At 72.8% G+C, this 25,001-nt stretch carries 24 protein-coding genes; 16 read left to right on the top strand and 8 right to left on the bottom strand.

Annotation, left to right across the window (positions count from 1 at the left end):
- Positions 1-41 precede the first annotated feature (41 nt).
- The 3 genes from accD (at position 42) to MFF56_RS24455 (ending at position 3,513) form a co-directional block, all read left to right on the top strand.
- A complete protein-coding gene (gene accD / locus MFF56_RS24465; RefSeq protein ID WP_066923934.1) occupies positions 42-947 on the top strand; it encodes an acetyl-CoA carboxylase, carboxyltransferase subunit beta in 906 nt (301 codons plus the stop codon).
- 16 nt (positions 948-963) lie between these two features.
- Complete coding sequence (locus MFF56_RS24460) at positions 964-2,289, top strand: bifunctional folylpolyglutamate synthase/dihydrofolate synthase (protein WP_066923928.1); 1,326 nt, start codon at positions 964-966, stop codon at positions 2,287-2,289.
- 300 nt (positions 2,290-2,589) lie between these two features.
- The gene (locus MFF56_RS24455) at positions 2,590-3,513 is read left to right on the top strand and encodes an outer membrane protein (RefSeq protein ID WP_238231472.1); all 924 of its coding nucleotides are present in this window, start codon (positions 2,590-2,592) and stop codon (positions 3,511-3,513) included.
- 157 nt (positions 3,514-3,670) lie between these two features.
- Here MFF56_RS24455 and trxA read toward each other — a convergent pair whose 3' ends face one another.
- Entirely contained in the window at positions 3,671-4,000 is a 330-nt protein-coding gene (trxA, locus tag MFF56_RS24450; protein ID WP_066920759.1) for a thioredoxin, read from the bottom strand.
- 333 nt (positions 4,001-4,333) lie between these two features.
- Between trxA and MFF56_RS24445 the strand changes: the two genes are divergently transcribed.
- From MFF56_RS24445 to MFF56_RS24425, 5 genes are all read left to right on the top strand, one after another.
- Complete coding sequence (locus MFF56_RS24445; RefSeq protein ID WP_066927535.1) at positions 4,334-5,638, top strand: PQQ-dependent sugar dehydrogenase; 1,305 nt, start codon at positions 4,334-4,336, stop codon at positions 5,636-5,638.
- Between the two features lie 125 nt (positions 5,639-5,763).
- The gene (gene msrQ, locus MFF56_RS24440; RefSeq protein ID WP_238231470.1) at positions 5,764-6,663 is read left to right on the top strand and encodes a protein-methionine-sulfoxide reductase heme-binding subunit MsrQ; all 900 of its coding nucleotides are present in this window, start codon (positions 5,764-5,766) and stop codon (positions 6,661-6,663) included.
- Between the two features lie 32 nt (positions 6,664-6,695).
- Positions 6,696-7,010, top strand: coding sequence for a hypothetical protein (locus MFF56_RS24435; RefSeq protein ID WP_066927252.1), 315 nt, complete (start codon positions 6,696-6,698; stop codon positions 7,008-7,010).
- A 36-nt stretch (positions 7,011-7,046) separates the two neighbouring features.
- On the top strand, positions 7,047-7,622 hold the full coding sequence (locus MFF56_RS24430) for a Uma2 family endonuclease (RefSeq protein WP_066927254.1): 576 nt from the start codon (positions 7,047-7,049) through the stop codon (positions 7,620-7,622).
- Between the two features lie 51 nt (positions 7,623-7,673).
- The gene (locus MFF56_RS24425) at positions 7,674-8,687 is read left to right on the top strand and encodes an adenosine kinase (RefSeq protein ID WP_066927256.1); all 1,014 of its coding nucleotides are present in this window, start codon (positions 7,674-7,676) and stop codon (positions 8,685-8,687) included.
- Positions 8,688-8,706: 19 nt separating this feature from the next.
- Here MFF56_RS24425 and MFF56_RS24420 read toward each other — a convergent pair whose 3' ends face one another.
- The 3 genes from MFF56_RS24420 to ubiG all read right to left on the bottom strand — a co-directional run bounded on the left by MFF56_RS24420 (position 8,707) and on the right by ubiG (position 11,181).
- Entirely contained in the window at positions 8,707-9,678 is a 972-nt protein-coding gene (locus MFF56_RS24420) for an NADPH:quinone oxidoreductase family protein (RefSeq protein ID WP_066927258.1), read from the bottom strand.
- A 64-nt stretch (positions 9,679-9,742) separates the two neighbouring features.
- Positions 9,743-10,291 (bottom strand): YbhB/YbcL family Raf kinase inhibitor-like protein, encoded by a 549-nt coding sequence (locus MFF56_RS24415; RefSeq protein WP_066927260.1) that lies wholly within the window; start codon positions 10,289-10,291, stop codon positions 9,743-9,745.
- 116 nt (positions 10,292-10,407) lie between these two features.
- Positions 10,408-11,181: a bifunctional 2-polyprenyl-6-hydroxyphenol methylase/3-demethylubiquinol 3-O-methyltransferase UbiG gene (ubiG, locus tag MFF56_RS24410; protein ID WP_238231467.1), complete on the bottom strand. Its 774-nt coding sequence runs from the start codon at positions 11,179-11,181 to the stop codon at positions 10,408-10,410.
- Between the two features lie 171 nt (positions 11,182-11,352).
- Between ubiG and MFF56_RS24405 the strand changes: the two genes are divergently transcribed.
- The 5 genes from MFF56_RS24405 to MFF56_RS24385 all read left to right on the top strand — a co-directional run bounded on the left by MFF56_RS24405 (position 11,353) and on the right by MFF56_RS24385 (position 18,563).
- Positions 11,353-12,588 carry an aspartate kinase gene (locus tag MFF56_RS24405; protein WP_066922744.1) on the top strand — a complete coding sequence of 412 codons (1,236 nt, stop codon included), beginning with the start codon at positions 11,353-11,355 and terminating at the stop codon, positions 12,586-12,588.
- Positions 12,589-12,690: 102 nt separating this feature from the next.
- Positions 12,691-14,955, top strand: a complete 2,265-nt coding sequence (gene ptsP, locus MFF56_RS24400; RefSeq protein ID WP_066922746.1) for a phosphoenolpyruvate--protein phosphotransferase — start codon at positions 12,691-12,693, stop codon at positions 14,953-14,955.
- 60 nt (positions 14,956-15,015) lie between these two features.
- A complete protein-coding gene (prfA, locus tag MFF56_RS24395; RefSeq protein ID WP_066922748.1) occupies positions 15,016-16,101 on the top strand; it encodes a peptide chain release factor 1 in 1,086 nt (361 codons plus the stop codon).
- 44 nt (positions 16,102-16,145) lie between these two features.
- Positions 16,146-17,006, top strand: a complete 861-nt coding sequence (gene prmC / locus MFF56_RS24390; protein ID WP_066922752.1) for a peptide chain release factor N(5)-glutamine methyltransferase — start codon at positions 16,146-16,148, stop codon at positions 17,004-17,006.
- Positions 17,007-17,495: 489 nt separating this feature from the next.
- Positions 17,496-18,563: a DUF4167 domain-containing protein gene (locus MFF56_RS24385; RefSeq protein ID WP_238231465.1), complete on the top strand. Its 1,068-nt coding sequence runs from the start codon at positions 17,496-17,498 to the stop codon at positions 18,561-18,563.
- Between the two features lie 160 nt (positions 18,564-18,723).
- Here the strand turns inward: MFF56_RS24385 and MFF56_RS24380 are convergent, their stop codons facing one another.
- The 4 genes from MFF56_RS24380 to MFF56_RS24365 all read right to left on the bottom strand — a co-directional run bounded on the left by MFF56_RS24380 (position 18,724) and on the right by MFF56_RS24365 (position 21,928).
- A complete protein-coding gene (locus MFF56_RS24380; protein ID WP_238231463.1) occupies positions 18,724-19,479 on the bottom strand; it encodes a hypothetical protein in 756 nt (251 codons plus the stop codon).
- A 13-nt stretch (positions 19,480-19,492) separates the two neighbouring features.
- The gene (locus MFF56_RS24375; protein WP_066928142.1) at positions 19,493-20,218 is read right to left on the bottom strand and encodes an RlmE family RNA methyltransferase; all 726 of its coding nucleotides are present in this window, start codon (positions 20,216-20,218) and stop codon (positions 19,493-19,495) included.
- A complete protein-coding gene (locus MFF56_RS24370; protein ID WP_066928140.1) occupies positions 20,215-21,318 on the bottom strand; it encodes a Ppx/GppA phosphatase family protein in 1,104 nt (367 codons plus the stop codon). Before MFF56_RS24370 ends, MFF56_RS24375 begins: the two co-directional genes overlap by 4 nt.
- A 136-nt stretch (positions 21,319-21,454) precedes the next feature.
- Positions 21,455-21,928: a response regulator gene (locus MFF56_RS24365; protein WP_066928138.1), complete on the bottom strand. Its 474-nt coding sequence runs from the start codon at positions 21,926-21,928 to the stop codon at positions 21,455-21,457.
- 309 nt (positions 21,929-22,237) lie between these two features.
- Here MFF56_RS24365 and MFF56_RS32160 point away from each other — a divergent pair, with 309 nt between their 5' ends.
- The 3 genes from MFF56_RS32160 to MFF56_RS24345 all read left to right on the top strand — a co-directional run bounded on the left by MFF56_RS32160 (position 22,238) and on the right by MFF56_RS24345 (position 24,863).
- A complete protein-coding gene (locus MFF56_RS32160; RefSeq protein ID WP_066928136.1) occupies positions 22,238-23,044 on the top strand; it encodes a cold-shock protein in 807 nt (268 codons plus the stop codon).
- A gap of 126 nt (positions 23,045-23,170) precedes the next feature.
- Positions 23,171-23,428: a hypothetical protein gene (locus MFF56_RS24350; RefSeq protein ID WP_066928134.1), complete on the top strand. Its 258-nt coding sequence runs from the start codon at positions 23,171-23,173 to the stop codon at positions 23,426-23,428.
- Between the two features lie 235 nt (positions 23,429-23,663).
- On the top strand, positions 23,664-24,863 hold the full coding sequence (locus MFF56_RS24345) for a L,D-transpeptidase family protein (protein WP_066928127.1): 1,200 nt from the start codon (positions 23,664-23,666) through the stop codon (positions 24,861-24,863).
- Positions 24,864-25,001: the final 138 nt, after the last annotated feature.

Genomic DNA, 25,001 nt, shown 5'->3' with positions numbered 1-25,001 from the left:
ACGATATCGCCCTCCGGACACAGACAGCACGGGCCGGCATGATGGTAGAGCCGATGAACTGGATCTCGGAGGTCGTGCGCCCCAAGATCAAGACCCTGTTCAAGCGCGAGACCCCGGAGAACCTCTGGGTGAAGTGCCCGGACACCGGCCAGATGGTCTTCCACAAGGAGGTGGAGGCCAACCACTGGGTGATCCCGGGCTCCGAGCACCACCTGAAGATGGGCGCCTCCGCCCGCCTGAAGCTGATGTTCGACGAGGGCACCTGGATCGACGTGGCGCTCCCCGAGGTGGCCACCGACCCGCTGAAGTTCCGCGACGAGAAGCGCTACGTCGATCGCCTGAAGGACGCCCGCGCCAAGACCGGCCTGCAGGACGCCTTCAAGATCGGCTTCGGCCGCGTCGGCGGCCTGCCGATGACGCTGGCCGCCCAGGAGTTCGGCTTCATGGCGGGCTCGCTCGGCATGGCGGCGGGCGAGGCCTTCGTGCGCGGCGCCGAGACGGCCTTGGAGAAGCGCACCCCCTACGTGCTGTTCGCGGCGTCCGGCGGCGCGCGCATGCAGGAGGGCATCCTCTCGCTGATGCAGATGCCCCGCACGACGGTGGCGGTGCGCCGCCTCAACGCCGCGCGCCTGCCCTACATCGTGGTGCTGACGAACCCGACGACGGGCGGCGTCACCGCCTCCTACGCGATGCTGGGCGACGTGCACCTCGCCGAGCCCGGCGCGCTGATCTGCTTCGCGGGACCCCGCGTCATCGAGCAGACCATCCGCGAGAAGCTCCCCGACGGCTTCCAGCGGGCCGAGTACCTGCGCGACCACGGCATGGTCGATCAGGTGGTGCACCGCCACCAGCTCAAGGAGACGATCGCCCGGATCTGCGGCCTGCTGATGGACGTGCGGCCGGCGGCGGCCCTGCCGGAGCCGGCCCCGGCGCCCGAGGCCGCCTGACCCCGAGGGCCGGACGATGGATTCCTCCGACGCGCTGATGGGGCGCTTCCTCGCCCTCCACCCCCGCACGATCGACCTGTCGCTCGGGCGCATCCAGCGGCTGCTGGCGGCGCTGAACCATCCGGAGCGGCGCCTGCCCCCGGTGATCCACGTGGCCGGCACCAACGGCAAGGGCTCGACCATCGCCTTCATGCGGGCGATCCTGGAGGCCGGGGGCCTGGCCGCCCACGTCTACACCTCGCCCCATCTGGTGCGCTTCCACGAGCGCATCCGCCTCGGCGGCATCGGCGGCGGCACCTTCGTGCCCGAGGACCGGCTCGCCGACGCCTTCGCGCGCTGCGAGGCGGCCAATGCCGGCGACCCGATCACGGTCTTCGAGATCACCACGGCCGCCGCCCTCCTGCTCTACTCCGAGGCGCCCGCCGACGTGCTCCTGCTCGAGGTCGGCCTCGGCGGACGGGTCGACGCCACCAACGTGATCGACCAGCCCGCCGCCGCCGTGGTGACGCCGATCGGGCGCGACCACGCGGAGTATCTCGGCGACACGGTCGAGGCCGTGGCGGGCGAGAAGGCCGGCATCTTCAAGCGCGGCTGCCCGGCGGTGATCGCCGCCCAGGACTACGCCGAGGCCGACGCGGTGCTGTGCCGGCGCGCGGAGGCCGTCGGCGCCGGCCCGATCCTCGTCGGCAACCAGGATTTCTCGGTGCACGAGGAGCGCGGGCGCCTCGTCTACCAGGACGAGACCGACCTGTTCGACCTGCCCAAGCCGAAGCTGCTCGGCCGCCACCAGTTCACCAATGCCGGCACCGCCATCGCGGCGCTCCGCGCGGCCGGCTTCGGCGACATCGGCACGGCGGCCCTCGAGGCGGGCCTGCGCAACGTCGAGTGGCCCGGCCGCCTGCAGCGCCTGAGCCGCGGGCGCCTCGCCGCCCTGGTGCCGGCGGGCTCCGAACTCTGGCTCGACGGCGGCCACAACATCGACGGCGGCCGCATCCTGGCCGCGGCCCTGGCCGAACTCGGCGAGCGCAGCGAGGCGCCCCTCGTCCTCGTGGTCGGGCTTCTCGGCACCAAGGACGCGGAGGGCTTCCTGCGCCACTTCGTCGGCCTATCGCGGGCGCTGATCGCCGTGCCGATCGCCGGCCAGATCGCGGCGCGCCCGGCCGAGGAGGTCGCCCAGATCGCCGAGGGCGTCGGCCTCAGCGCCCGGGTGGCGCCGAGCATCGAGGCGGCGCTCGCCAGCGTCTCCGACATCGCCTTCGAGCACCCGCCACGCATCCTGATCTGCGGCTCGCTCTACCTCGCGGGCGCGGTGCTCACCGCCAACGGCACGCCGCCGGTCTAAGCCAGGTCGCCGTCCTGGGACGCGCCCCCGCTCTCCCTCCCCTGTGCGGGGGAGAGCGCGCGCGCGAACCACGCTCGCCCCCCGCGCAGCCGCGTGGCGACACAACCGAAAACTGTATTCCGCCGCCGAACCATCGCCGCTGGGTCGTGGAACCGCCCTGTCTTAAGCAAGTGTTCGCCACAGTTCGGCGGACGCCGCCTCCCGCGAGGCCCCCGGCCTGTGGCCGCCGCGCTACATCTTGGCTGTGGAAAATCACATAAGGTCCCGCTTGATCGGGCACAAATGCTGGGGATCACAACAATGAAAAAGCTTGCTACCTCGTTGGCGATGTTCACGGCGCTCACCGCCGCCGCGACCGCCGCCGACCTTCCGCGCCGCGCTCCGCCGCCGGTCTTCACGCCGGTTCCGGTCTTCACCTGGACGGGCTTCTACGCCGGTTTCAACGCCGGCTACGGCTTCGACGCCAGCGACCGCCGCTCCAACGGCTTCACGCAGTCGAGCCCGCTGCTCCCGCCGAACGCCGCCAGCCCGATCGTGCAGCTGCCGAACGGCGGCTTCACCACCGCCGGCGTGCTCGGCCCGGTCGGCTCGTCGCTGACCTACTCCAGCGGCAACAACGAAGGCTTCACCGGCGGTGGCCAGATCGGCTACAACTGGCAGCTCACCCCCGGCTCGGGCGTGGTCATCGGCTTCGAGGCCGACGCCCAGTACCTCGACTTCGGTGGCCGTCGCAGCCGCTTCGTGACGAACGCCGCCACGATCAACCCGGCCTTCGTGCCGGTCGACAGCGTGCTCAGCACGCTCGACTTCTTCGGCACCGTCCGCGGCCGCCTCGGCTACGCCTTCGACCGCGTCCTGTTCTACGGCACCGGCGGCTTCGCCTACGCCACGGGTGACCGCGGCGCCCGCGTCGCCTTCACCAACTTCAACAACCGCAACGACGACTTCCTCACCGGCTGGGCCGCCGGTGGTGGTGTCGAGTACGCGCTCCCGACCGACTCGTTCCTGAACTTCTTCCGCTCCTCGGCGGTGACGCTCAAGGTCGAAGGTCTGTACGTGCAGTTCGACCGCAACAACCGCAACGCCGTCGGCCTGCCGCTCGTCGGCGGCTTCCAGACCGCCAACGGCCTGATCCCGGTGTTCTCCGGTGGTCCGCTGCGTCGCGACGACAACTCGTTCGCCGTCGTCCGCGCCGGCCTGAACTACAAGTTCGGCTCGTACTAAGCCGATCCGCCGGAGCCTGGGCCTCGCCCGGGCTCCGAGCCATAAAAAAATCGGGTCTTGAAACCGAAAAGCCCGGCCTTGCGGCCGGGCTTTTCTCGTTCGTCGCCTGTCCGGCGGCCCGGCGTGTCGGGCGGCGGCTCGCGCCGCCCGACCAGGCTCAGGCCGAGGCGGTCTGGGCGCTGATCCAGCGGGCGAGGTCGCCCTTCGGGGCGGCGCCGACCTTCTGGTCCACCCGCTCGCCGTTCTTGAAGAGCAGCAGGGTCGGGATCGACCGGATGCCGAACTGGGCGGCCACGCCCGGATTCTCGTCCACGTTGATCTTGGCGATCTTCACGCGGCCCTGGAGGTCGGCGGAGATCTCCTCCAGGGCGGGACCGATCTGCCGACAGGGGCCGCACCACTCTGCCCAGAAATCCACGACCACGGGCTCGGCGGACTTGAGAACGTCCTGCTCGAAGCTCGCGTCGGTCACTTTCACCGTCGCCATCACAGTCCCTTTCGTCAGCGCGGGCGGCGTCGCGTGGACGCCCGCCGCAGTGCGGCAGAATTGGCGACGGGGTCCGGCCCGGTCAAGGCACGGTCCCGGACGCCGCATGGCCGCTCCCCGTCATCCTCATGCGGCGTGTCCCGGCGCACGGGAAGGCGCCCTCGCTTCCGGGCGGCGCCCGCGCGCACCTCCCCTCCAGGGAGACGGGCGAGGGAGAGCCGTGCGCGGCGCGTCGCCCCCGCCGAGCCTCGAAGTCTCGGCCCTGCGCCCCATCTCCTGCGCAACGCACCCGGCCCCGCCGTCCAGGGACGGCGGACATCTGGAGGAACCTCGGTGACGCGCATCCCATCCCTCGCCCTCGCCGCCGCGGCGACGCTCGGCCTCGCCGGCACCGCGGCCGGCCAGGAGACGCCCGCCTCCCGCATCGGCGGCGAGGCGTTCAGCGCGCCCGCCGCGCCCTCGGCCGGGACCAGCCCGGCCGAGACCGAGGCGCCGAACACGAGCTACAAGCCGCTCCTGCCGAACCAGACCCGGGCTCCCAAGCCCGCCCAGGCCACCGAGGTCGCGGTGGCGACCGCCGTGAAGGGCCTGGACAGCCCCTGGGCGATGGAGTTCCTGCCGGACGGGCGCATGATCGTGACCGAGAAGGCCGGCAAGATCCGCCTCGTGGCGAAGGACGGCACGCCGGGCCCGGCCGTCGCGGGCGTGCCGAAGGTCGATGCCCGCGGCCAGGGCGGCCTGCTCGACGTGGCGCTGAGCCCGGGCTTCGCCTCCGACCGCACGATCTTCTTCAGCTATTCCGAGCCGCGCGAGAAGGGCAACGGCACCACGCTGGCCCGCGCCAAGCTGGTCGAGGACGGCCGGGGCGGGGGCAAGCTGGAGGAGGTCAAGGTGATCTTCCGCCAGACGCCCGCCTACGACGGCGACAAGCATTTCGGCTCGCGCATCGTGCCCGCGGGCGACGGCAAGCTCTTCCTCACCGTGGGCGAGCGCTCCGACAAGGGGCCGCGGGTCCAGGCGCAGGACCTCGCGAGCGGCCTCGGCAAGGTCTTCCGCATCGACACGGACGGGAACGCCCCGAAGGACAACCCCTTCGCGGGCAGCGAGAAGGCGCGGCCCGAGATCTGGTCCTACGGGCACCGCAACGTGCAGGCGGCGGCCCTCGACGGCCAGGGCCGGCTCTGGACCGTCGAGCACGGGCCGCGCGGCGGCGACGAGCTGAACCGGCCGCGCCCGGGCCTGAACTACGGCTGGCCGGTGGCGACCTACGGCATCGAGTACTCGGGCGAGAAGGTGGGCGACGGCGTAACCCAGGCCACCGGCACGGTGCAGCCGGTCTATTACTGGGACCCCGTCATCGGCCCCTCCGGCATGGCGCTCTACACCGGCGGCCTGTTCCCGGCCTGGAAGGACCAATTCCTGATCGGCGGCCTCGTCAGCGGCGGCATCGTCGCGGTCAAGCTCGACGGCGATAAGGTGGTGACGGAGGAGCGCGTGCCCCTCGACGCCCGGATCCGCGACGTGCGGGTCGGGCCGGACGGGGCGGTCTACGCGGTCACCGACGGCGAGGACGGCCGGATCCTGAAGCTGACGCCGAAGGACGGCGCGAAGGCGGGCAAGGACGGCAAGGAGGGCTGAGCGCCCTCCCCTGCGGCGGGAGGCCACGGGCCGTAACCCGGCGGCCGGCGTGGCGAAGAGCCCGACAGACGCATCTCCGGCCCCGCCCGGCTCTTCCCCGGCCGCCCCCCGCGAACACGCCCCGCATGCCCGCACGCACGACTCTGCCGCTCCCCTGGCTCGATCGGGCCGGACGCCTCTCGGCCCTGAAGCTCCTCTGCTTCCTGCTGGTGCTGGCGCCCGGCCTCTACCTCGCGCAAGGCTATGCCCGCGACGCGCTCGGGGCGAAGCCCGTCACGGCGCTGATCCATGCCACCGGCGAGTGGGCGGTGCGGCTGCTCCTCGCCACCCTGGCGGTGAGCCCGCTGCGCCGGATCGCCGACTGGCCACGGCTGATCAACCTGCGGCGCATGCTGGGGCTCTCCGCGCTCGCCTACGCGCTGGCCCACCTCGTCCTCTACGTCGTGGACCAGAACTACGACCTGGCGAAGGTGGCCTCCGAGATCGCGCTGCGCATCTACCTGACGGTCGGCTTCGTGGCGCTGGCCGGCCTCGTGGCGCTCGGCTGGACCTCGACCGACGGGGCGATCCGCCGGATGGGCCCGGCCTGGCACCGGTTGCACCGGCTCTCCTACCCGATCGCGGCGCTGGGGCTGCTGCATTACTTCCTGCAATCGAAGATCGACGTCACCGACCCGGTCTTCTGGACCGGTCTGTTCGTCCTGCTGATGGGCTGGCGCCTGATGCACCGCCTCTCGGCCCCGACGCGGCCCTGGTCGCTCCTCCTCCTGGCGCTCGGCTCCGCGCTCCTGACCGCCCTTCTGGAGGCGGCGTGGTACGGGCTGAAGAGCGGCGTGCCGGCCGGCCTCGTGCTCGGCGCCAACCTCGACTTTTCCGGCCCGATCCGGCCGGCCTGGTGGGTGCTGGGCGTCGGCCTGCTGCTGCCGCTCGTCAACGCCCTGCGCGGCCGGCCGGAGGCCCGCCGGACCGGGCCACGCCCGGCGCCCGGCCTTGTCCCGGCCCGCGCGATGCCGCAGAAGCCGTGACCGCGGACGATCCGGCCGCGCGGAGACGTCCCATGCGGTACACGGTGCTGAGTCTGGCGCTCGTTCTCTCCGAGCCGGCCTCGGCCGCCTGCACGGCGCCCGCCCCGCCCCCCGCGGCGGAACGCCCCGAGCGGCCGGCGCTGCCGCAGAAGCCCGCCTGCCTCGACGCCAAGGGCGGCTGCCCCGGCTGGGAGGCCTACACCTACAGCGACCAGATCAAGGCCTACAACGCGCAGATCGGCGCCTTCCGGCCGATCGCCGAGGCCTACGTGCAGAAACTCAACGCCTACGTGAAGGCCAGCGCCGACTACGCCCAGTGCGAGGTGAAAGCGCTGCAGGGGCAGTGACCCGCGCCGTGGGGCGAATCGTGCTAGTCTGACCGCATGAGCGCAGCGCCGAAGCGTGATACGCCGCCGCGGATGACGGTGGACGAGTTCCTCGTCTGGGCGGAAGGCCGACCGGGCCGCTACGAGCTGGATGCCGGCGAGATCGTCGCGATGTCGCCGCAGCGGGCGCGCCACGCGGACGCGAAGTTCGCCGTTCAGATGGCCCTGAAGGCCGCGATCCGCCGGGGCGGCCTGCCCTGCCGCATGTTTCCGGACGGGATGACCGTTCGGATCGACAAGGACACGGCCTACGAGCCCGATGCGCTCGTCTATTGCGGCGCGCGTCTCGACGGGGACGCCGTGGAGGTGCCGAATCCCGTCGTGATCGTCGAGGTGCTCTCGCCGCGCACCCGCTCTCTCGACAGCGGCGAGAAGCTGGTCGGCTATTTCCGCGTCCCGAGCGTTCAGCACTACCTCGTGGTCGATGCCGTCAAGCGCCGCGTCCTCCATCACCGGCGCGGGAGCGGGGATCTGATCGAGACCCACATCGTCGCCGAGGGCGCGCTGCGGCTCGATCCGCCCGGCCTCGACCTCGCGCTGGCCGACCTGTTCGAGGACGACGGCCCGGCTTGACCCGTCCGGTCACCGGTGCGACAGGCCGGCGAACCGGAACAGGACGCCCGCATGACCGCTCCCCTCGACCTTCTCGTGCTCGGCAACGCCATCGTCGATCTGATCGCGCGCACCGACGAGGCCTTCCTGGCCGACCAGGGCGTGCCCAAGGGGGCGATGGCGCTGATCGACGAGCCCCGGGCCGAGACGCTGTTCGCCGCGATGGGGCCGACCACCGTGGTCCCGGGCGGCTCGGGCGCCAACACCGCCGTCGGCGCCGCGATGCTCGGCGCCCGCGCCGGCTTCATCGGCAAGGTGCGCGACGACGAGCTCGGCGGCCTCTACGCGCACGAGTTGAAGGCGGTGGGCGTCGATTTCCCGGTGCGCGCCGCGACCGAGGGGCCGGCCACCGCCCGCTGCTTCATCCTGGTGACGCCCGACGGCGAGCGCACCATGAACACCTATCTGGGCGCCTGCCAGGGCCTCTCGCCCGCCGACGTCGATCCGGCCGTGGTCGAGAGCGCCCGCGTCACCTACCTCGAGGGCTATCTCTGGGATCCGCCGGCCGCCAAGGAGGCCTTCCGCAAGGCGGTCGAGATCGCCCACGGCGCCGGCAACGCGGTGGCGCTGACCCTCTCGGACGCCTTCTGCGTCGGCCGCTACCGCGACGAGTTCCTGGGCCTCATCCGCGACGGCAGCATCGACATCCTGTTCGCCAATATCGGTGAGCTGAAGAGCCTCTACGAGACCGAGGACGCCGATACCGCCATCAAGGCCCTGTCCCAGGAGCGCAACGGCCGGGGCCTGCACCTGCTCGGCCTCGTCACCCGCTCCGAGGACGGGGCGGTGGTGGTGAGGGGCGGCGAGGTCCGCGCGGTGCCGGCCTCGCCGGTGGCCGAGGTGGTGGACACCACGGGCGCGGGTGACCTCTTCGCCGCCGGGTTCCTGGCCGGCCACGCCCGCGGGCTCGACAACGTCGCGAGCGCCAAGCTCGGGGCGCTCGCCGCCGGCCAGGTGATCCAGCACATCGGCGCCCGGCCGCAGGTCGATCTGGTCAAGCTGGCGCGGGAGCGCGGGCTGCTCTGACGCGGCCCCGCTCGCGGCTTCACACCCGCAGCAGCACCTTGCCCACCGCCTCGCGGCGGGTGAGGATGCCGAGCGCGGCCTCGTACGCCTCCAGCGGGTAGACCCCGTGGACCTTGGCGGTCAGCCGCCCCTCCGCCACCCAGGCGAGGAGCCGGCGCTGGTTGTCCTGGTGCGCCGCCGGGTCGCGGTCGAGGAAGGCGCCCCAGTGCACGCCCTGCACGTCGAGCTCCTTCAAGAGCATCAGGTTGAGCGGCAGGCGCGGGATCTCGCCCGCCGCGAAGCCCACCACGAGGTAGCGCCCGCGCCAGCGCAGAGCCCGCAGCGCCGGCTCCGCGAAGGCGTCGCCGACCGCGTCGTAGACCACGTCGATCCCACCGCCCGAGGCCTCGCGCAGCGCGTCCTTCAGCGTCGCCGGATCGTAGACGAGGCCGACTTCCGCCCCGTGGGCCTTGGCCACCGCGAGCTTGTCCTGCGAGGAGGCGCAGGCGATCACCCGGGCGCCGAGCAGCGCGCCGAGCTCCACCGCCGCCAGCCCGACGCCGCCCGAGGCGCCGAGCACGGCGAGCCACTCGCCCGGCTGGATCCGGGCGCGGTTGGCCAGCGCGTGCAGCGAGGTGCCGTACGTGATGGTGAGCCCCGCCGCCTGCTCGTCCGAGACGCCGTCCGGCACCCGCGTGAGCTGGCTCGCATCGGCCACCACGCGCTCGCGGCAGGTGCCGAACTTGGCGTGCACCACCACCCGGTCGCCGACCGAGAAGCCCTCGACCTCCGGTCCCAGCGCCTCGACCACGCCGCAGGCCTCGCCGCCGGGCGAGAAGGGCAGCGTCGGCTTCACCTGGTAGCGGCCGGCGATGATCAGCGTGTCGAAGAAGTTGAGCGCGGCGACCCGGACCCGCACCACGACCTCACCGGGGCCGGGCTCCGGGTCGGGCAGGGTCTCGATGCCGAGATCCTCGGCCTTGCCCAGCCTCGTGCACATCAGCGCCCGCATCGCATTCTCCCGGTTGTTCCGAGACCGCGATGCCCCGGCGGGCATCGCCCCGCAAGAGGGGCGCTCAGGGCCGCGCGTAGGTGCCGGTCAGGCAGCCCTTGGTCAGCACCCGCCCCGCCATCGCGTCGATGAGCGCGCCGCGCCCCGGCGCCTCCGTGAGGGCCAAAGCCACGGAGAGGGCGTAGGCCTGGAAGACGTAGCGGTGCGGGCCGTGGCCGCAGGGCGGGTCGGGCGGCAGCCAGCCCTGCTTGAGGAAGCTGTTGCGGCCGGTCTCCGCGCCCGTCGCGCCCTCCGTGAGGCGGCCCGCGGCGGGGTCGAGATCCGGGGCGATCAGGTGGACCAGCGGTTCCGGCGTCGGGCTGTCGGCGTCCTCCACCAGGAGGACGAGGCTCCGCGTGCCCTCCGGCAGGCCGGCCCACGCGAGCGGCGGCGCGCTGCCTGCCCCGTCCGCGGTGAAGCGCGCGGGGATCGCCTGCCCGTCCGCGAAGGCCGGGCTGGTGAGCGCGATGCCCTCCGGCACCGCCGCGAAGGTGGCGTGGTAGGCGGTCTTCTCCAACCCCGCGCGGAGCCCCGACAGGGCCTCGCCCACGGCGTGCGGCAGCTTCTCCAGCATGGATCCCTCCGGTGTCGGGGGACAACGAGGGCAGGGCGATGGGGTTCGGGCGGTGTTGGCGTCGCGGGTGCGGGCCGACGCATGTGGGGTCTCGGGCAGCCCCCTCCGCGCCCGCGCTACGCCGGCTTCTCGGCCGCGACCATGTAGTTCACAGCCGTGTCCCGGCTCTGGCGCCAGCCGTCGTTGAGCGGGTTGTAGACCACCCCTTGCGTGTCCACCGGCGTGACGCCGCCCACCCGCAGCATCCGCTTCAATTCCTCGGGCGTGATGAACTTGTCCCAGTCGTGCGTCCCCTTCGGCAGCCAGCCCAGCACGTACTCGGCGCCCACGATGGCGAGCGCGAAGGAGCGCAGCGTCCGGTTGATCGTGGCGGCGAACAGCAGGCCCCCCGGCTTCAGCGCGGCGCAGGCCGCCCGCAGGAAGGCCTCCGGGTCGGGCACGTGCTCGATCACCTCCATGGCGAGCACCACGTCGAAGCGGGCGCCCTCGGCCGCCACCGCCTCGATCGTGTCGGCGCGGTAGTCGATCGCGAGCCCGCCGGCCTCGGCGTGGGCGCGGGCCACCGCGAGGTTCTGCCCGGCCGGCTCCAGCCCGGTCACGTCGGCTCCGAGGCGCGCCAGCGGCTCCGACAGGATGCCGCCGCCGCAGCCGATGTCGACGATGCTCAGTCCCTCCAGCGCGAAGGGCCGATCGGTCTCGCGGCCGTGGTGCCGGCAGACCCGGTCGCGGATGTAGGCGAGGCGCACCGGATTGAAGCGGTGCAGCACCCGCATCGGCCCGGCCTCGTCCCACCACGTCGCGGCGAGCGCGTCGAAGCGCGCCACCTCGGCCGGGTCTACCCGACCCGGTTCCACCCGGCCCGCCGTTCCTTCCGTGCCTGCACCGGCCATGCTCGTCCGATCCGTTCCGTAACGCCCAACCTTGGACTGCCTCCGACCTGCCGGCCGGCTTGTTGACAGCCCCTCCCCCCGCTTGTACCCGCCCAAACCCGAGCCGGTACAGCCGCCGGGCCCCGTCCGCGGCACCGGGACGCTTATTCCAAGACACAACGCGGACGCGCCATGCCCCGTTTGGTGATGAAGTTCGGCGGCACGTCCGTCGCCAACGTGGACCGGATCCGCAACGTGGCCGCCCACGTGGCCCGCGAGGTCGCGGCCGGCTACGAGGTCGCGGTCGTGGTCTCGGCCATGTCGGGCAAGACGAACGAACTCGTCGCCTGGGTGAAGGACGCCGACCCGCTCTACGACGCCGCCGAGTACGACGCCGTGGTGGCCTCGGGCGAGCAGGTCACCTCCGGCCTCCTCGCGATCGCCCTGCGCAAGATGGGTATCCCGGCCCGCTCCTGGCAGGGCTGGCAGGTCCCGATCCTCACCTCCGACGCGCACGGCTCGGCCCGCATCGCGGAGATCGACGGCGCGCGGCTGGATGCCGGCTTCAAGCGCGGCGAGGTCGCGGTGATCGCGGGCTTCCAGGGCATGCATGCCGAGACCGGCCGGCTGACGACCCTCGGCCGCGGCGGCTCGGACACCAGCGCGGTGGCGGTCGCCGCCGCCATCGGCGCCGAGCGCTGCGACATCTACACGGACGTGGACGGCGTCTACACCACGGATCCCCGCGTCGTGCCGAAGGCCAAGCGCATGGAGCGCGTGACCTTCGAGGAGATGCTGGAGATGGCCTCGCTCGGCGCCAAGGTGCTGCAGGTCCGCTCCGTCGAACTCGCCATGGTGCACCGGGTGCCGACCACCGTGCGCTCCTCCTTCGATCCGCCGGAGGCCGCGCGCCCCGGCACCCTCATCTGCGACGAGGACGACATCGTGGAACAGCAGATCATCACCGGGATCGCCTTCTCGCGCGACGAGGCGCAGATCACGCTGCGCCGCGTGAAGGACAGCCCTGGCGTCGCCGCGGCGATCTTCGGCCCGCTCGCCGACGCCAACATCAACGTCGACATGATCATCCAGACGGTCTCGGGCGACGCCTCGACCACCGACATGACCTTCACGGTCCCGGCCGCCGACTACGAGCGCGCCCGCACCGTGCTCGACCAGCAGGCCGAGACGATCGGCTTCGCCCAGATCGAGGGCGCCACCGACGTGGTGAAGGTCTCGGCCATCGGCGTCGGCATGCGCTCCCACGCGGGCGTGGCCGCCAAGGCGTTCCGTGCGCTCGCCGCCAAGGGCATCAACATCCGGGCGATCACCACCTCGGAGATCAAGTTCTCCGTCCTCATCGACGCGGCCTATACGGAGCTTGCCGTTCGCACGCTCCACTCGCTATACGGCCTCGATCAGGCCTGAACCTCCGGGGGGAAGGGCGCCTCACGCGGCCCGCGCCGTCCGGCGTCACGGTTGCAGGGCTGGTGAGAGCCGAACCGGCCCCCGACGCTGGATGACGAGACGATGCCCGCTGCGCCCGGAGGCCCGCGCCTGCTGCTGCGCCGCCTCCGCGAAGCGATGGCGGAGCCGGTCAGCGCACAGGCGCGCCTCGACCGCATCGTCGTCCTGATCGCCGCCAACGTGGTGGCCGAGGTCTGCTCGGTCTACGTGCTGCGCGACGACAACACCCTGGAACTCTTCGCCACCGAGGGCCTCAACCGCGAGGCCGTGCACCTCACCCGCATGCGGGCGGACGAGGGCCTCGTCGGCCTGATCGCCAAGACCGCCGAGCCGCTGGCGCTCTCCGACGCGCAGCAGCACCCGGCCTTCTCCTACCGCCCCGAGACGGGCGAGGAATCCTTCCATGCCTTCCTCGGCGTGCCGCTGCTGCGCGCGGGCAACACGCTCGGCGTGCTCACCGTCCAGAACAAGACCTACCGGGTCTACTCGGAAGAGGAGATCGAGGCGCTCCAGACCACCGCGATGGTGCTCTCGGAGATGATCGCCTCGGGCGAGTTGCAGGCGCTCGCCCCCGACGCCGGCACCGCCGCGCGCCGCGCGGTCAGCGTGCGGGGCACGGTGCTGGCCGAGGGGATCGGCCTCGGCCACGTGGTCCTGCACGAGCCGCGCATCGTCGTGAAGCGGCTGATCGCCGAGAACAGCGAGCGCGAGACCGCCCGCCTCGAGACGGCGATCGAGAACGTGCGCTCGGCCATCGACGACCTCGTCGAGCGCGGCGACAAGCTCGGCACCGCCGAGTCCCGCGAGGTGCTGGAGACCGTGCGCATGTTCGCGCACGACAAGGGCTGGCTGCGCCGGATGCGCGAGGCGGTCGGCTCCGGCCTGACGGCGGAAGCCGCGGTCGAGCGGGTGCAGTCCGACAACCGCGCCCGCATGATGCGCCAGAGCGACCCCTATCTCCGGGACCGCCTGCACGACCTCGACGACCTCACGAACCGCCTGCTGCGCGAGCTCGTCGGCCAGGAGGCGGTCGGCCTGGCCGGCTCCATCCCCGAGAACGCCATCCTGGTCGCCCGCTCGATGGGCCCGGCGGCGCTGCTCGACTACGAGCCCGCGCGCCTGCGCGGCCTCGTGCTGGAGGAGGGCGGGCCGACGAGCCACGTCGCGATCGTGGCGCGCGCGCTCGGCATCCCGGCGGTGAGCGAGGTGGAGAACGCCTCGGCGCTCTGCGATTCCGCCGACGCCATCATCGTGGACGCGGTGGCGGGCGAGGTCCATGTCCGGCCCGGCCCCGAGATCGAGGCGGCCTACGCCGAGATGGTGCGCCTGCGCGCCCGGCGGCAGGAGCAGTACCGGGCCCTGCGCGACGTGCCGGCCGTCACCCGCGACGGGGTGCGCATCGGCCTCAACCTCAACGCGGGGCTTCTCGTCGACCTCACCCATCTCAACGAGACGGGCGCGGAGGGCGTCGGCCTGTTCCGCACCGAATTGCAGTTCATGGTGGCGCAGCGCATGCCGTCGGCGGCCGAGCAGCAGGCGCTCTACCGGGCGGTCCTCACCGCCTCCGGCGACAGGCCGGTCACGATCCGCACGCTCGACATCGGGGGCGACAAGATCCTGCCCTACATGCCCAAGCTCGAGGAGGAGAACCCGGCGCTCGGCTGGCGGGCGATCCGCATCGGCCTCGACCGGCCGGCGCTGCTGCGCGTCCAGCTGCGCGCCCTCCTGAAGGCCTCTGACGGGCACCCGCTCAAGATCATGTTCCCGATGGTGGCGACCGTGGACGAGTTCGTCCGAGCCCGCGCCATCGTCGAGCGCGAGAAGGCGCATCTGCGCCGCCACGGCTACGCGCTGCCCGCCGACTGCAAGCTCGGCGCGATGATCGAGGTGCCCTCGCTGCTCTTCCAGATCGACGAGATCGCGCGGGAAGCGGACTTCCTCTCGGTCGGCTCGAACGACCTGATGCAGTTCCTGTTCGCGGTCGATCGCGAGAATCGGCGCGTGGCCCACCGCTTCGACCCGCTCTCGGTCGCGGCGATCCGGGCCTTCCGGCTGATCGCCGAGCGCGCCGAGGCCGCGGGCTGCCCGGTCACGGTCTGCGGCGAGATCGGCGGGCGCCCGCTCGACGCCATGGCGCTGATCGGGATGGGCTTCCGCAACTTCTCGATGTCGCCGGCCGCGATCGGCCCGGTGAAGGCGATGGTGCTCAGCCTCGACGCGGGCGCGGTCACCGAACTCATCGACAGCGAGATGGCCCGCGGGCACGACGGCGACAGCCTGCGTCCCGCGCTCGCGGCCTTCGCCAAGGCGCACGGCGTGCCCATCTAGGGGACAGACGCGCCGCGCGTCCGTTCTCGCCATTCCTTGAGTCACGAACATACCAGGGCGATGATCCCCTTTCCCCCCGAGCGCCTCGACGCGATCCTGACCCGTCACGACATCGTCACCGCGACGCTCGCGGCCGGCACCCTCGAGTCCGACGCCGTGGTGCAGCTCTCGCGCGAGCTCTCCGACCTCGACCCCGTGGTCGCGGCGATCCACGCCTACCGGGCGGCGGTGGCCAACCTCGCCGGCATCGAGGCGATGATCGACGAGCCCGGCCAGGATTCCGAGATGCGCGCGCTCGCCGCCGAGGAGAAGCCGGAGGCGGAAGCGGCTCTGGAGCGGGCGCACCGCGCGCTCCAGCTGATGCTGCTGCCCAAGGACGCCGCCGACGAGAAGAGCGCGATCCTCGAGGTCCGCGCCGGCACCGGCGGCGACGAGGCGGCGCTCTTCGCGGGCGACCTGTTCCGGATGTACGCCAAGTACGCCGAGTCGAAGGGCTGGCGCGTCGAGGTGATCTCGGAGAGCGAGGGCACGGTCGGGGGCTACCGCGAGGTCGTGGCCGAGGTGAAGGGCCGCGGCGTCTTCGCGCGGCTCAAGTTCGAGAGCGGCGCCCACCGGGTCCAGCGCGTGCCCGACACCGAGACGCAGGGGCGCATCCACACCTCGGCGGCGACCGTGGCGGTGCTGCCCGAGGCCGAGGAGGTCGACATCGCGATCAACGAGGCCGACCTGAAGATCGACACCATGCGGGCGCAGGGCGCGGGCGGCCAGCACGTCAACAAGACGGAATCGGCGATCCGCATCACCCACGTGCCCTCGGGGATCGTGGTGTTCGTGCAGGAGGAGCGCTCGCAGCACAAGAACCGGGCCCGCGCGATGGCGCTGCTGCGCGCCCGCCTCTACGAGGCCGAGCGCTCGGCCAAGGACTCGGCGCGCGCCGCCGACCGCAAGGCCCAGGTCGGCTCCGGCGACCGCTCGGAGCGGATCCGCACCTACAACTTCCCGCAGGGGCGCGTGACCGACCACCGCATCAACCTGACCCTCTACCGGCTGGAGGAGGTGCTGGCCGGCCCGGCTCTGGACGACCTCGTGGACGCGCTGGTGACGGAGCACCAGGCCGAGCTGCTCGCCGCCGAGGGGATGGCGTGAGCCGCGAAGCGGCTCCCCCTCCCTCCTCTGCGGGGGAGGGAGGGCTGGAGCCCAGTACGTCCCGCCGCGCCGCCCTGCGGCACCTCACTGAACACCTCGCCGCCGCGGGCATCGACAACCCGGCGGGCGAGGCGCGCTTCCTCGTCCTCGACCTGCTCGGCCTGGAGCCCTTCGACCTCGTCGGCGCGGGCGAGGTGCCGCTCGGCCCCGAGGGCGCGGCGCGCCTCGTGGACGCCCTCGGCCGCCGCTTGGCGGGCGAGCCGGTGGCGCGCATCCTCGGCGCCTGGGAGTTCTGGGGCCTGCCCTTCCGGCTCTCGCCCGAGACCCTGGTGCCGCGCCCCGACACCGAGACGGTGATCGACACCGCCCTGCGCCTCCGGCCCGACCGGAGCGCGCCCCTGCGCATCCTCGATCTCGGCACCGGCAGCGGCTGCATCCTGACGGCCCTGCTCCACGAATACCCCCGCGCCTTCGGGGTCGGGCTCGACCGGGATCCGGCCGCGCTCCGCACCGCCCGAAGCAACGCCGACCGCAACGGCGTCGGCGCCCGCGCAGCCTTCCTGGCGGGCGATTGGTGCGATCCGCTCGCCGGCCCCCCTTTCGATCTCGTGGTGTCGAACCCACCTTACATCGCGACGGGGGTGATCGCGGGCCTCGCCCGCGAGGTGCGGGACCACGATCCGCCGGCGGCGCTCGACGGCGGCGCCGACGGGCTCGCGGCCTACCGGCGCATCCTCGCGGCCCTTCCGGAACGCCTCGCCCGGGGCGGGGCGGCACTCTTGGAGATCGGCTTCGACCAGGCCGGGGATCTCGACGCGCTGGCCCGGGACTTCGTGCGGCGCGAGACCGTACGGGACTTGGCCGGCCACGACCGCGTCATGATCCTGGCGCAGGAGATGCGGTGAATCCGGAGCCCGCCGAGCCGGCTCCTCAAGACTCACGAACCCCGTGATCTGCAACGGGCTGGAAAAAATGCTTGTTGGCTTTCCCAATCCCCGTTAATGTCGGCTTGCAGATCGCGAACGTTTCGTTAAGACGAGCGGGTGTAAGGTCGGTGACGATCTCCTCCGCCGAATTGTTCGCCGATCTTCTGGCTACCGGACAAGCGCGTTCCCGTTTCAGCGCCGCGGTCCGGTGCCGTTCGAGCCTGACAATCGATCGGCGTCCCTGACGCCGACAGGAGCCCGAGGCATCGGGCAGGCGGCCGGGAGGCCGGCGGATGGCCGAGGTCATCCCGGCGCGGACCGCACGGGCGGGCCGCCGCAGGAGCCGGCCGCGATCGCCCGCGAGGCGCAGCCTCGAGCGGGGATCGGCCGACCGCACGCCCGACACCAGACGCCTTTCGCGTGAACGAGGGTCATCTGAGACCGATGAGACCAAACCAGAACCGACGGATGCGCGGCCGCAACAGGCCGAAGGGGCCGAACCCGCTGACCCGTTCCTACGAGTCCAACGGCCCCGACGTTAAGCTCCGCGGCACCGCCCAGCACATCGCCGACAAGTACGCCCAGCTCGCGCGCGACGCGCTGGCGGCGGGCGATCCCGTCGCGGCGGAGAACTACTTCCAGCACGGCGAGCACTATTTCCGCATCATCTCCGGTGCGCAGGAGCAGAACCGGCCGCAGGCCGGCCTCGGCTACGCCCGCCAGTCCTTCGAGGACGAGATGGAGGAGGGCGACGAGGAGGGCCAGGGCTCGGGGCCGAACGGCCAGGGCTACGGCGCCTACGGCGACGAGTACGGCGACCCCGGCCAGCAGCCCCAGCCCTACGAGTCCCGGCCCGACTACCAGCAGGACGGCCGCCAGAACCGCGGCGAGCGCCGCGAGCGCTTCCAGAACAACCGCAACGAACGTCCGCGCTACGAGAACCAGGGCCGCCAGGACGGACGTCCGGACCGGCAGGACTACCAGCCGCGCCAGGATTACGGCCGGCAGGACAACCGCCAGGACAGCCGCCAGGACGGGCCCCGCGAGAGCCGCTACGAGAACGGCCGCGGCGAGTTCCAGCGCGGCGAGCGTCAGGAGCGTCAGGACAGGCCCGAGCGCCAGGATCGTCCCGAGCGCCAGGATCGTCCCGAGCGCCAGGATCGCCCCGAGCGCCAGGAGCGCCCCGAGCGTGACCGTCAGGAGGCCCGGCCGGAGCGCGCCGAGCGCCAGGACCGGCCCGAGCGGACCGAGGCCCGCGCGGAGCAGACGCCGCGCGAGGGCACGCACCGCCGCGAGCGCCGCCGCGAGGAGCCGCGCGCCATCGAGGAGGCGCCCGCCGGCCTGCCCGCCTTCCTGATGACGCCGCCGCGCCCGGCCCCCGCGCCGGAGCCACAGCCCGCCGAGGCCCCGCCGCCGCCGGCCGAGGCCGCCGCCGAGGAGGCACCCGCGCCGAAGACGCGCCGCCGCCGTCGCCCGCGCTTCGAGGGCACGGAGGGCGAGGCGCCCGCCGCGGCCACGGCCGACTCGACCGAGTGATTGTTTGGGATGGTGATGAGGCCGCTCCGGGAGACCGGGGCGGCCTTTTTCGTGGGCGCTGTCTGGAAAAGGGCAGCGATCCTCTCGCGCACGCCCTCCCCTCGGCCGTGGGGGCGGGCGGGCGTCGCGGGTATCCGCGGGCCTTGTGCGACTGCCAAGGCTACGACAGAGAGGACCCGCCCCCCGCGGCACCCCAATCCGGATAGGCCCGCACGCTGTGGATCAACCGCCGGTGGCGCGCCGCCTCGCCGAAGGGGGCGAGTTCCCAATCCCAGGCCAGCGGCGACGGGGGCAGCCTCACCCCGAACAGCAGGTCGAGGCGGCCGGTGACCCGGCCGGCGCGGTCCTCCTCGCGCTGCGCGGTGTCGGTGACGAGGCAGACACGGCCGGGCAGGCGCCCGAGCGCGGCGAGATGGTCCGCCACGATCCGCGCGCCGAGGCGCTCCGGCTCGGCCAAGCCGCGGGCCTCGTGGCGGTCCATCGGCACCACCGGCAGCTGCGTCAGGAGGTTGGCCGAGACCGTGAGGTCGGCGCCTCCGCAGAGCGCGCCCACCGGATCGTCCGCACCCGCGAGGTCCGCGGTGACGAGCCGGACGTTGGGGAAGCGCCGCGCGGCCAGCCGCGCGCCCAAGGGGTGGACCGCATCGACCAGAAGCACCCGCTCGAAGCCGGCGGCGAGTTGGCTGAGCGGCACGTCGGCGAGCGGGCCGGAGCCCAGCACCACCGCCGCGCGCCGCAGGGGCAGGTCCGCGCAGGCCGCCAGCACCGCTTCGCGCGAACGCGCGGCGTGGGGCGCCCAGGCCCGGCGGCAGCGCCGGGCGCGGCCCGAGAGCAGCACGCTCTCGCGCACGTAGCCGAGCCGGCGGTGACGCCAGGGCGCGGGCGTGGCGAGCCAGAGCGCGAGGTCGAGAAGCACGGAGCGCCCTGCCCTACTCCGCGTCCGCCTCCGCTGCCCGTCCGGCCGGCCCCCGATAGCCGGTCGCCAGCACGTAGAGCTCGCTCGAATCGGCCCGGCTCGCGGGCGGCTTGATGTGGCGCACCAGGGCGAAGTCGCGCTTCAGGTCGGTGAGCAGCGCGCCCTCGGTGCCGCCCTGCAGCACCTTGGCGAGGTAGGCACCGCCGGGAGCCAGGATCTCGCGGGCGAACTCGGCTGCCGTCTCGGCGAGGCCGATGATGCGCAGGTGGTCGGTCTTCTTGTGGCCGGTGGCGTTGGCCGCCATGTCGGACATCACGAGGTCGGCCGGGCCGCCGAGCAGTGCGGTCAGCCGCTCGGGCGCTTCCGGGTCGAGGAAGTCGAGGGTGATGAACTCGACGCCCGCCATCGGCTCGATCTCGAGGAGGTCGATGCCGACGACCCGGCCGGTCTCCCCGACCACGCGGGCGGCGACCTGCGACCAGCCGCCCGGCGCCGCGCCCAGGTCCACGACCCGCTGGCCGGGCTTGAGCAGGCGGAAGCGCTCGTCGATCTCCAGGAGCTTGTAGGCCGCCCGCGAGCGGTAGCCCTCCCGTTTGGCGCGCGCCACGTAGGGGTCGTTGAGCTGACGCTCCAGCCAGCGCTTCTGCGAGACGGTGCGCCCGCGCGCGGTCTTCACCCGCTGCTTCAGGTCGCCCCGCACGCCGCCCGTGGAGCCTGCTCCGCCGCGCCTGTCGCTCACCGCCAGCCCCCGCGGCGCCAGACGCCGTCCTCGCGCATCATGTTCATCAGCAAGCCCTCGCGCAGGCCGCGGTCGGCGATGCGCAGGCGGTCGGAGGGGAAGGCGCGCCGGATCGCCTCCAGGATGGCGCAGCCGGCGAGCACGAGGTCGGCCCGGTCGCGGCCGATGCAGGGGTTGTCGGCCCGCTGCTCCAGGCGGGTGTCGAGCAGGTCGTCGATGGCGCCCGCCACCTCGTCCTCGCTCATCCAAAGCCCGTCGACGCGGCGGCGCTCGTAGCGGACGAGGCGCAGGTGCATCGCGGCGATCGTCGTCACGGTGCCGGAGGTGCCGAGCAGGTGGAAGTGGCTCGCGGTAGCCGCCGCGGCGGCGCGGATCGCGAAGGGGGCGAGCAGCCCCACCACCTCCTCGACCATGCCCTCGAACATCAGCCGCGTCACCTCGGCGCCGCCGTGGCGCTCGGCCAGCGTGACGACGCCGACGGGCAGCGAGTCCCAGGCGCGGATGCGGAGCGTCGGGTCGGTCGAGGGGTTGGCCGCCGCGCCGTCGAGCCACGCGATCTCGGTCGAGCCGCCGCCGATGTCGAAGATCACCACCGACTCCGCCCGCGGATCGGCGAGCGCGGCGCAGCCCGTCACCGCGAGGTAGGCCTCGGTCTGGCGGTCCACGATCTCGAGGTCAAGCCCGACCTCGGCGCGCACCCGCTCGACGAAGGCGGCCCCGTTCACCGCGAGCCGGCAGGCCTCGGTGGCGATGATCTTGGCGCGGCGCACCCCCCGGGCCTGCATCTTGGACCGACAGATGCGCAGGGCCTCGACGGTGCGCTCGATCGCCGCCTCGCTGAGCCGGTCGGAGCTGCCCAGTCCCTCGCCGAGGCGGACGATGCGCGAGAAGGCGTCGATGACCCGGAACCCGCTGGAGGCGGGCTCGGCGATCAGCAGGCGGCAATTGTTGGTGCCCAGATCGAGCGCCGCGTAGGCGGGGTTGCGCCGGCCCTCGCGCCCGGCAGGTCTCTCACCTTGTCTCTCGTCCCGCCTCTCGCGGAAGCCCCCCGCGCCGTGGGCGGGGCGGGCCGGCGCGGCAGCGGCGCTCTCGTCCCTCATCGGCGCTGTTCGAACTCTCTCACACCGGCCCCGGCAGACCGCCCGGCCGTCATTCAGGATTGAAACTACAGGCTTGCCCGTGAACTGCAATCGCCAGATGGGACGCGGGCCGGAATGCCGTGGCGGACGGCCGGTCTCAGGCGACCGCCTTGGCCATCGCCGCCTGCCGGGGCGTCGGGCGCAGCAGGCTCTTCACCTGGCTGTAGGGGCGGGGACGGTTGATCACCTCGTCGAGGCGCGACCACAGGGTCTTGGGCGAGAACGGCTTGGCGATGATCTCGTTCACGCCGAGCGAGATCGCCCGGTCCACCACGTTGCGGCGGGGCTGGGCCAGCATCAGGATGACGGGAATCGTCGGGCAGGGCGAGGTCGAGGGCGTGCGCGCCAGCCGGATGAACTCCTCGCCCGACAGGATGGCGAGGTCCCAGTCGATGATGCTGATGTCGGGCTTGCTCTCGGCGAGCACGCCGAGCGCCTCGGCCCCGTCGGGCGCCTCGAGCACGCGTTTGATCCCGACGCGCATCAGCATGTCGCGCACGATTCGGCGGATGTAGAGGCTCTCGTCCACGACGAGGGCCGAGATGTCCGGGAAGGTGGGCGTCGCGATCATCGCGGGGTCCGGTTGAGGGCTCGAGAACGAGCCCGGGCACCCTACCCCCGAAGGATTACGGAGTTTGCTAACGCCTTCGAGAAACACGGGGCCATCCACCCCGGCCGCTTTCCAGTGCAGACGAAAATTTAAACTTGCCGTGCCCCGGCCGCCACAAGGACCTTGCAGTCAAGGCCCGATTGCGTCAGGACTGAGGCGTTGGTCTTGGTTACCGCGACCGAGAGTGATGGTAGTGCGGGGCGTGGGCTATCGGGCCGGCACGCACGCGGTATGCTGGACGTGCGGCGGGACGGTTTTTGCGAGCTTTCTATGGGACGTGGTCGTGATTTTCGGGGGCCGCAGAAGCGCGGCTTCGATGAGGGTTCCGAGCCGAGCTGGCCGGATCAGGCACCGCCGAGCGGCGGGTACGGCGGTGGCGGCTACGGCGGCGACCGCTTCGGCGGCGGCGGCGGTGGTGGTTACGGCGGCGGTGGTCGCTTCGGTGGCGGCGCGCCGCGCGGCGCCGCCCCGGCCCAGGCTCCCTCGGGCCCGGAGCGGGACGCCACGGTGAAGTGGTTCAACAAGGAGAAGGGCTTCGGCTTCGTCGAGCTGGGCGACGGCTCGGGCGACGCCTTCCTCCACATCCGCGCGGTCGAGGCCGCCGGCCACGACGATCTGCAGCCGGGCACCAAGCTCACCGTGCAGACCGCGCAGGGCCAGAAGGGTCCGCAGGTCACGAACGTCACCAGCGTCGACACCTCGACGGCGGAGGCTCCGGCCCCGCGCCGCGAGATGCGCCCGCGCACCGGCGGCTTCGGCGACCGGGGCGGCTACGGCGATCGCGGCGGCTACGGCGGCGGCGGTGATCGCTTCGGCGGCGGCGACCGCTTCGGCGGTGGCGGCGGCGGGCGCTTCGCCTCCGGCCCGTCGACCGAGATGACCGGCACCGTGAAGTGGTACGACCCGGCCAAGGGCTTCGGCTTCGTCTCCGTCAACGACGGCGGCAAGGACGTGTTCGTGCACCGCTCCGCCCTGTCGCGCGCCGGGCTCGACTCGCTGGCCGAGGGCCAGCAGGTCACCCTCGGCGTGGTCGAGGGCCAGAAGGGCCGCGAGGCCCAGAGCATCACGGTCGATTGATCTCGATCGACCGAGGGAGTCGCGGCGACCTCGCTTCCGCCGCGATCCCGACGTGACATCACACGGCGGTCCGGACATCCGGGCCGCCGTTTTTCTTATCGCGTCCCGACCGCGAGAGAGCCCTGCATGCGCCGCGCCCTCCTCTGCCTCGCCCTGCTGCTCCCCGGCGCCCCGGCGGGGGCGGAGGACTTCACCGGGTTCTACGCCGGGGTGAGCGCGGGCTACGCCTTCGGACGGGACGGCGGGCACGGGCCAGCCTTCGTGCCGGGCGCGCCGGGGGCGGGTGCACCCGGCAACGACCTGCCGCCGAGCGCGGCCGGCGCGGCGCGGCAGATGCAGGGCGCGCCCCGCTCGGTGAGCGACGCCCCGCGCCTGCCGCGCTGACGCGATCATCCTGGCCGGACAGCCGGTTTGCTCTCTCCCCGCAGAGGGAGAGGGAGGCGCGTCACGCCGACCATCCGAATGTCAGATCCAGCAGAGAAGGGCGTCTCATCGGCAGCCCATCCACGTGCGAAGCCTCACGCCCGCCGCATTACCGGTACAGAATCATTAACCGTGCCCGCCCGATCGTGCGCCGGCATCGCGCCGTGCGTCGCGGCGATCCCTGCCCGGGCCGTTCATGCCGCCGCCCCTCCGTCGCCTCCTGCCGGTTCTCCTCTTGGCCAGCTTGTCGGCCAGCCTCGCGGCGGCACCGGCGGCGCGCGCGCAGAATGCCAAGGCCGAGGCGCCGATCCCGGCCGCCACCGTGGCGCTGATGCAGGCCAGGGGCACCGACCCGGCGAGCCCGGTCCTGTTCCGGGCCTACAAGAAGGAATCCGAGATCGAGGTCTGGAAGCGGGGGCCGGGCGGCCGCTTCGTCCACATCAAGACCTTTCCGATCTGCCGCTGGTCCGGCCAGCTCGGGCCGAAGCGCCAGACCGGCGACCGGCAGACGCCGGAAGGGTTCTACAGCGTCCCGAAGCGCCAGATGAACCCGAACTCGCGCTACTACCTCTCCTTCGACGTCGGCTACCCCAACGCCTACGACCGGGCGCACGGCGGCACCGGCTCGGCCGTGATGGTGCACGGCGTCTGCTCGTCGATGGGCTGCTTCGCGATGACCGACCGCTCGGTCGGCGAGATCTACGCGATCGCCCGCGACGCCCTCAAAGGGGGCCAGGCCGCCTTCCAGTTCCAGGCCTACCCGTTCCGGATGAGCGCCGAGAACATGGCCCGGCACCGGGCCGACCCGAACTACGCCTTCTGGCAGCAGCTCAAGGAGGGCGCGGACCGGTTCGAGGCCACGGGCGAGGAGCTGCAGGTCGGCGTCGAGGCCGGCCGCTACGTCTTCGCCCCCTCGCGGGATCCCGCCAAAGAGGCCGCCGTGGCGACGCGCCGCGCGGCGGAGGCCGCCCGCATCGCGGCGCTCGTCCACGACGGGGCGCCGGCGGTGCGCACCACCTACTCGGACGGCGGCCAGCACGCCTTCTGGGCCTCGCTGATCAGCCGGGGCGCACCGGTCGGCGAGATCAGTCGGCCCGAGGCCCTGGCCTATGCGGGCCAGGAGGTGGTGGTGATCCCGGGGTTCCGCCGCCCGGCCCCGCTGCCGGAAGCGGTCTGGGCCGCCTGGATCGCGCCGGGCGCGCCGATGGGGGACGTGCGCGCGCGCAACCATGTCGTCGCCTACGCCCGCATGCCCGACCGCTTCGCCAGCCCGGACCGCTACGCCGACGCCCTGCCGCGCCTCGTCGCGGCCTCGCTGTCCGGGACGATCCCGCCCGGCGCCGAGACGGGCGGGGGGCCGGCGCCCGGGATCCTCGCCGCCCTCGAAGACCGCTGAGGCGACGTGCAACGGCCAGGATCACGCCGGCCGGCATGTGCGTGCGCGCACATTGCGCGCCGCGGAATACCCCCACCTTTCCCTCAACCACAGAGCGACAGATCCCGAGCGCCCTCGTCTCGGCCGGCCCAAGCGCAT

This window comes from Methylobacterium hispanicum, from assembly GCF_022179285.1.
GTDB classification, from domain to species: domain Bacteria; phylum Pseudomonadota; class Alphaproteobacteria; order Rhizobiales; family Beijerinckiaceae; genus Methylobacterium; species Methylobacterium hispanicum.
The sequence above is the reverse complement of the archived record's forward strand: the minus strand, read 5'-3'. Positions and strand labels throughout refer to the sequence as shown.

Coding starts and splice junctions, on each gene's coding strand:
- accD (WP_066923934.1), top strand. CDS start 42: ATGGTAGAGCCGATGAACTGGATCTCGGAGGTCGTGCGCCCCAAGATC.
- MFF56_RS24460 (WP_066923928.1), top strand. CDS start 964: ATGGATTCCTCCGACGCGCTGATGGGGCGCTTCCTCGCCCTCCACCCC.
- MFF56_RS24455 (WP_238231472.1), top strand. CDS start 2,590: ATGAAAAAGCTTGCTACCTCGTTGGCGATGTTCACGGCGCTCACCGCC.
- trxA (WP_066920759.1), bottom strand. CDS start 4,000: ATGGCGACGGTGAAAGTGACCGACGCGAGCTTCGAGCAGGACGTTCTC.
- msrQ (WP_238231470.1), top strand. CDS start 5,764: ATGCCCGCACGCACGACTCTGCCGCTCCCCTGGCTCGATCGGGCCGGA.
- MFF56_RS24435 (WP_066927252.1), top strand. CDS start 6,696: ATGCGGTACACGGTGCTGAGTCTGGCGCTCGTTCTCTCCGAGCCGGCC.
- MFF56_RS24430 (WP_066927254.1), top strand. CDS start 7,047: ATGAGCGCAGCGCCGAAGCGTGATACGCCGCCGCGGATGACGGTGGAC.
- MFF56_RS24425 (WP_066927256.1), top strand. CDS start 7,674: ATGACCGCTCCCCTCGACCTTCTCGTGCTCGGCAACGCCATCGTCGAT.
- MFF56_RS24420 (WP_066927258.1), bottom strand. CDS start 9,678: ATGCGGGCGCTGATGTGCACGAGGCTGGGCAAGGCCGAGGATCTCGGC.
- MFF56_RS24415 (WP_066927260.1), bottom strand. CDS start 10,291: ATGCTGGAGAAGCTGCCGCACGCCGTGGGCGAGGCCCTGTCGGGGCTC.
- ubiG (WP_238231467.1), bottom strand. CDS start 11,181: ATGGCCGGTGCAGGCACGGAAGGAACGGCGGGCCGGGTGGAACCGGGT.
- MFF56_RS24405 (WP_066922744.1), top strand. CDS start 11,353: ATGCCCCGTTTGGTGATGAAGTTCGGCGGCACGTCCGTCGCCAACGTG.
- ptsP (WP_066922746.1), top strand. CDS start 12,691: ATGCCCGCTGCGCCCGGAGGCCCGCGCCTGCTGCTGCGCCGCCTCCGC.
- prfA (WP_066922748.1), top strand. CDS start 15,016: ATGATCCCCTTTCCCCCCGAGCGCCTCGACGCGATCCTGACCCGTCAC.
- MFF56_RS24385 (WP_238231465.1), top strand. CDS start 17,496: ATGCGCGGCCGCAACAGGCCGAAGGGGCCGAACCCGCTGACCCGTTCC.
- MFF56_RS24370 (WP_066928140.1), bottom strand. CDS start 21,318: ATGAGGGACGAGAGCGCCGCTGCCGCGCCGGCCCGCCCCGCCCACGGC.
- MFF56_RS24365 (WP_066928138.1), bottom strand. CDS start 21,928: ATGATCGCGACGCCCACCTTCCCGGACATCTCGGCCCTCGTCGTGGAC.
- MFF56_RS32160 (WP_066928136.1), top strand. CDS start 22,238: ATGGGACGTGGTCGTGATTTTCGGGGGCCGCAGAAGCGCGGCTTCGAT.
- MFF56_RS24350 (WP_066928134.1), top strand. CDS start 23,171: ATGCGCCGCGCCCTCCTCTGCCTCGCCCTGCTGCTCCCCGGCGCCCCG.
- MFF56_RS24345 (WP_066928127.1), top strand. CDS start 23,664: ATGCCGCCGCCCCTCCGTCGCCTCCTGCCGGTTCTCCTCTTGGCCAGC.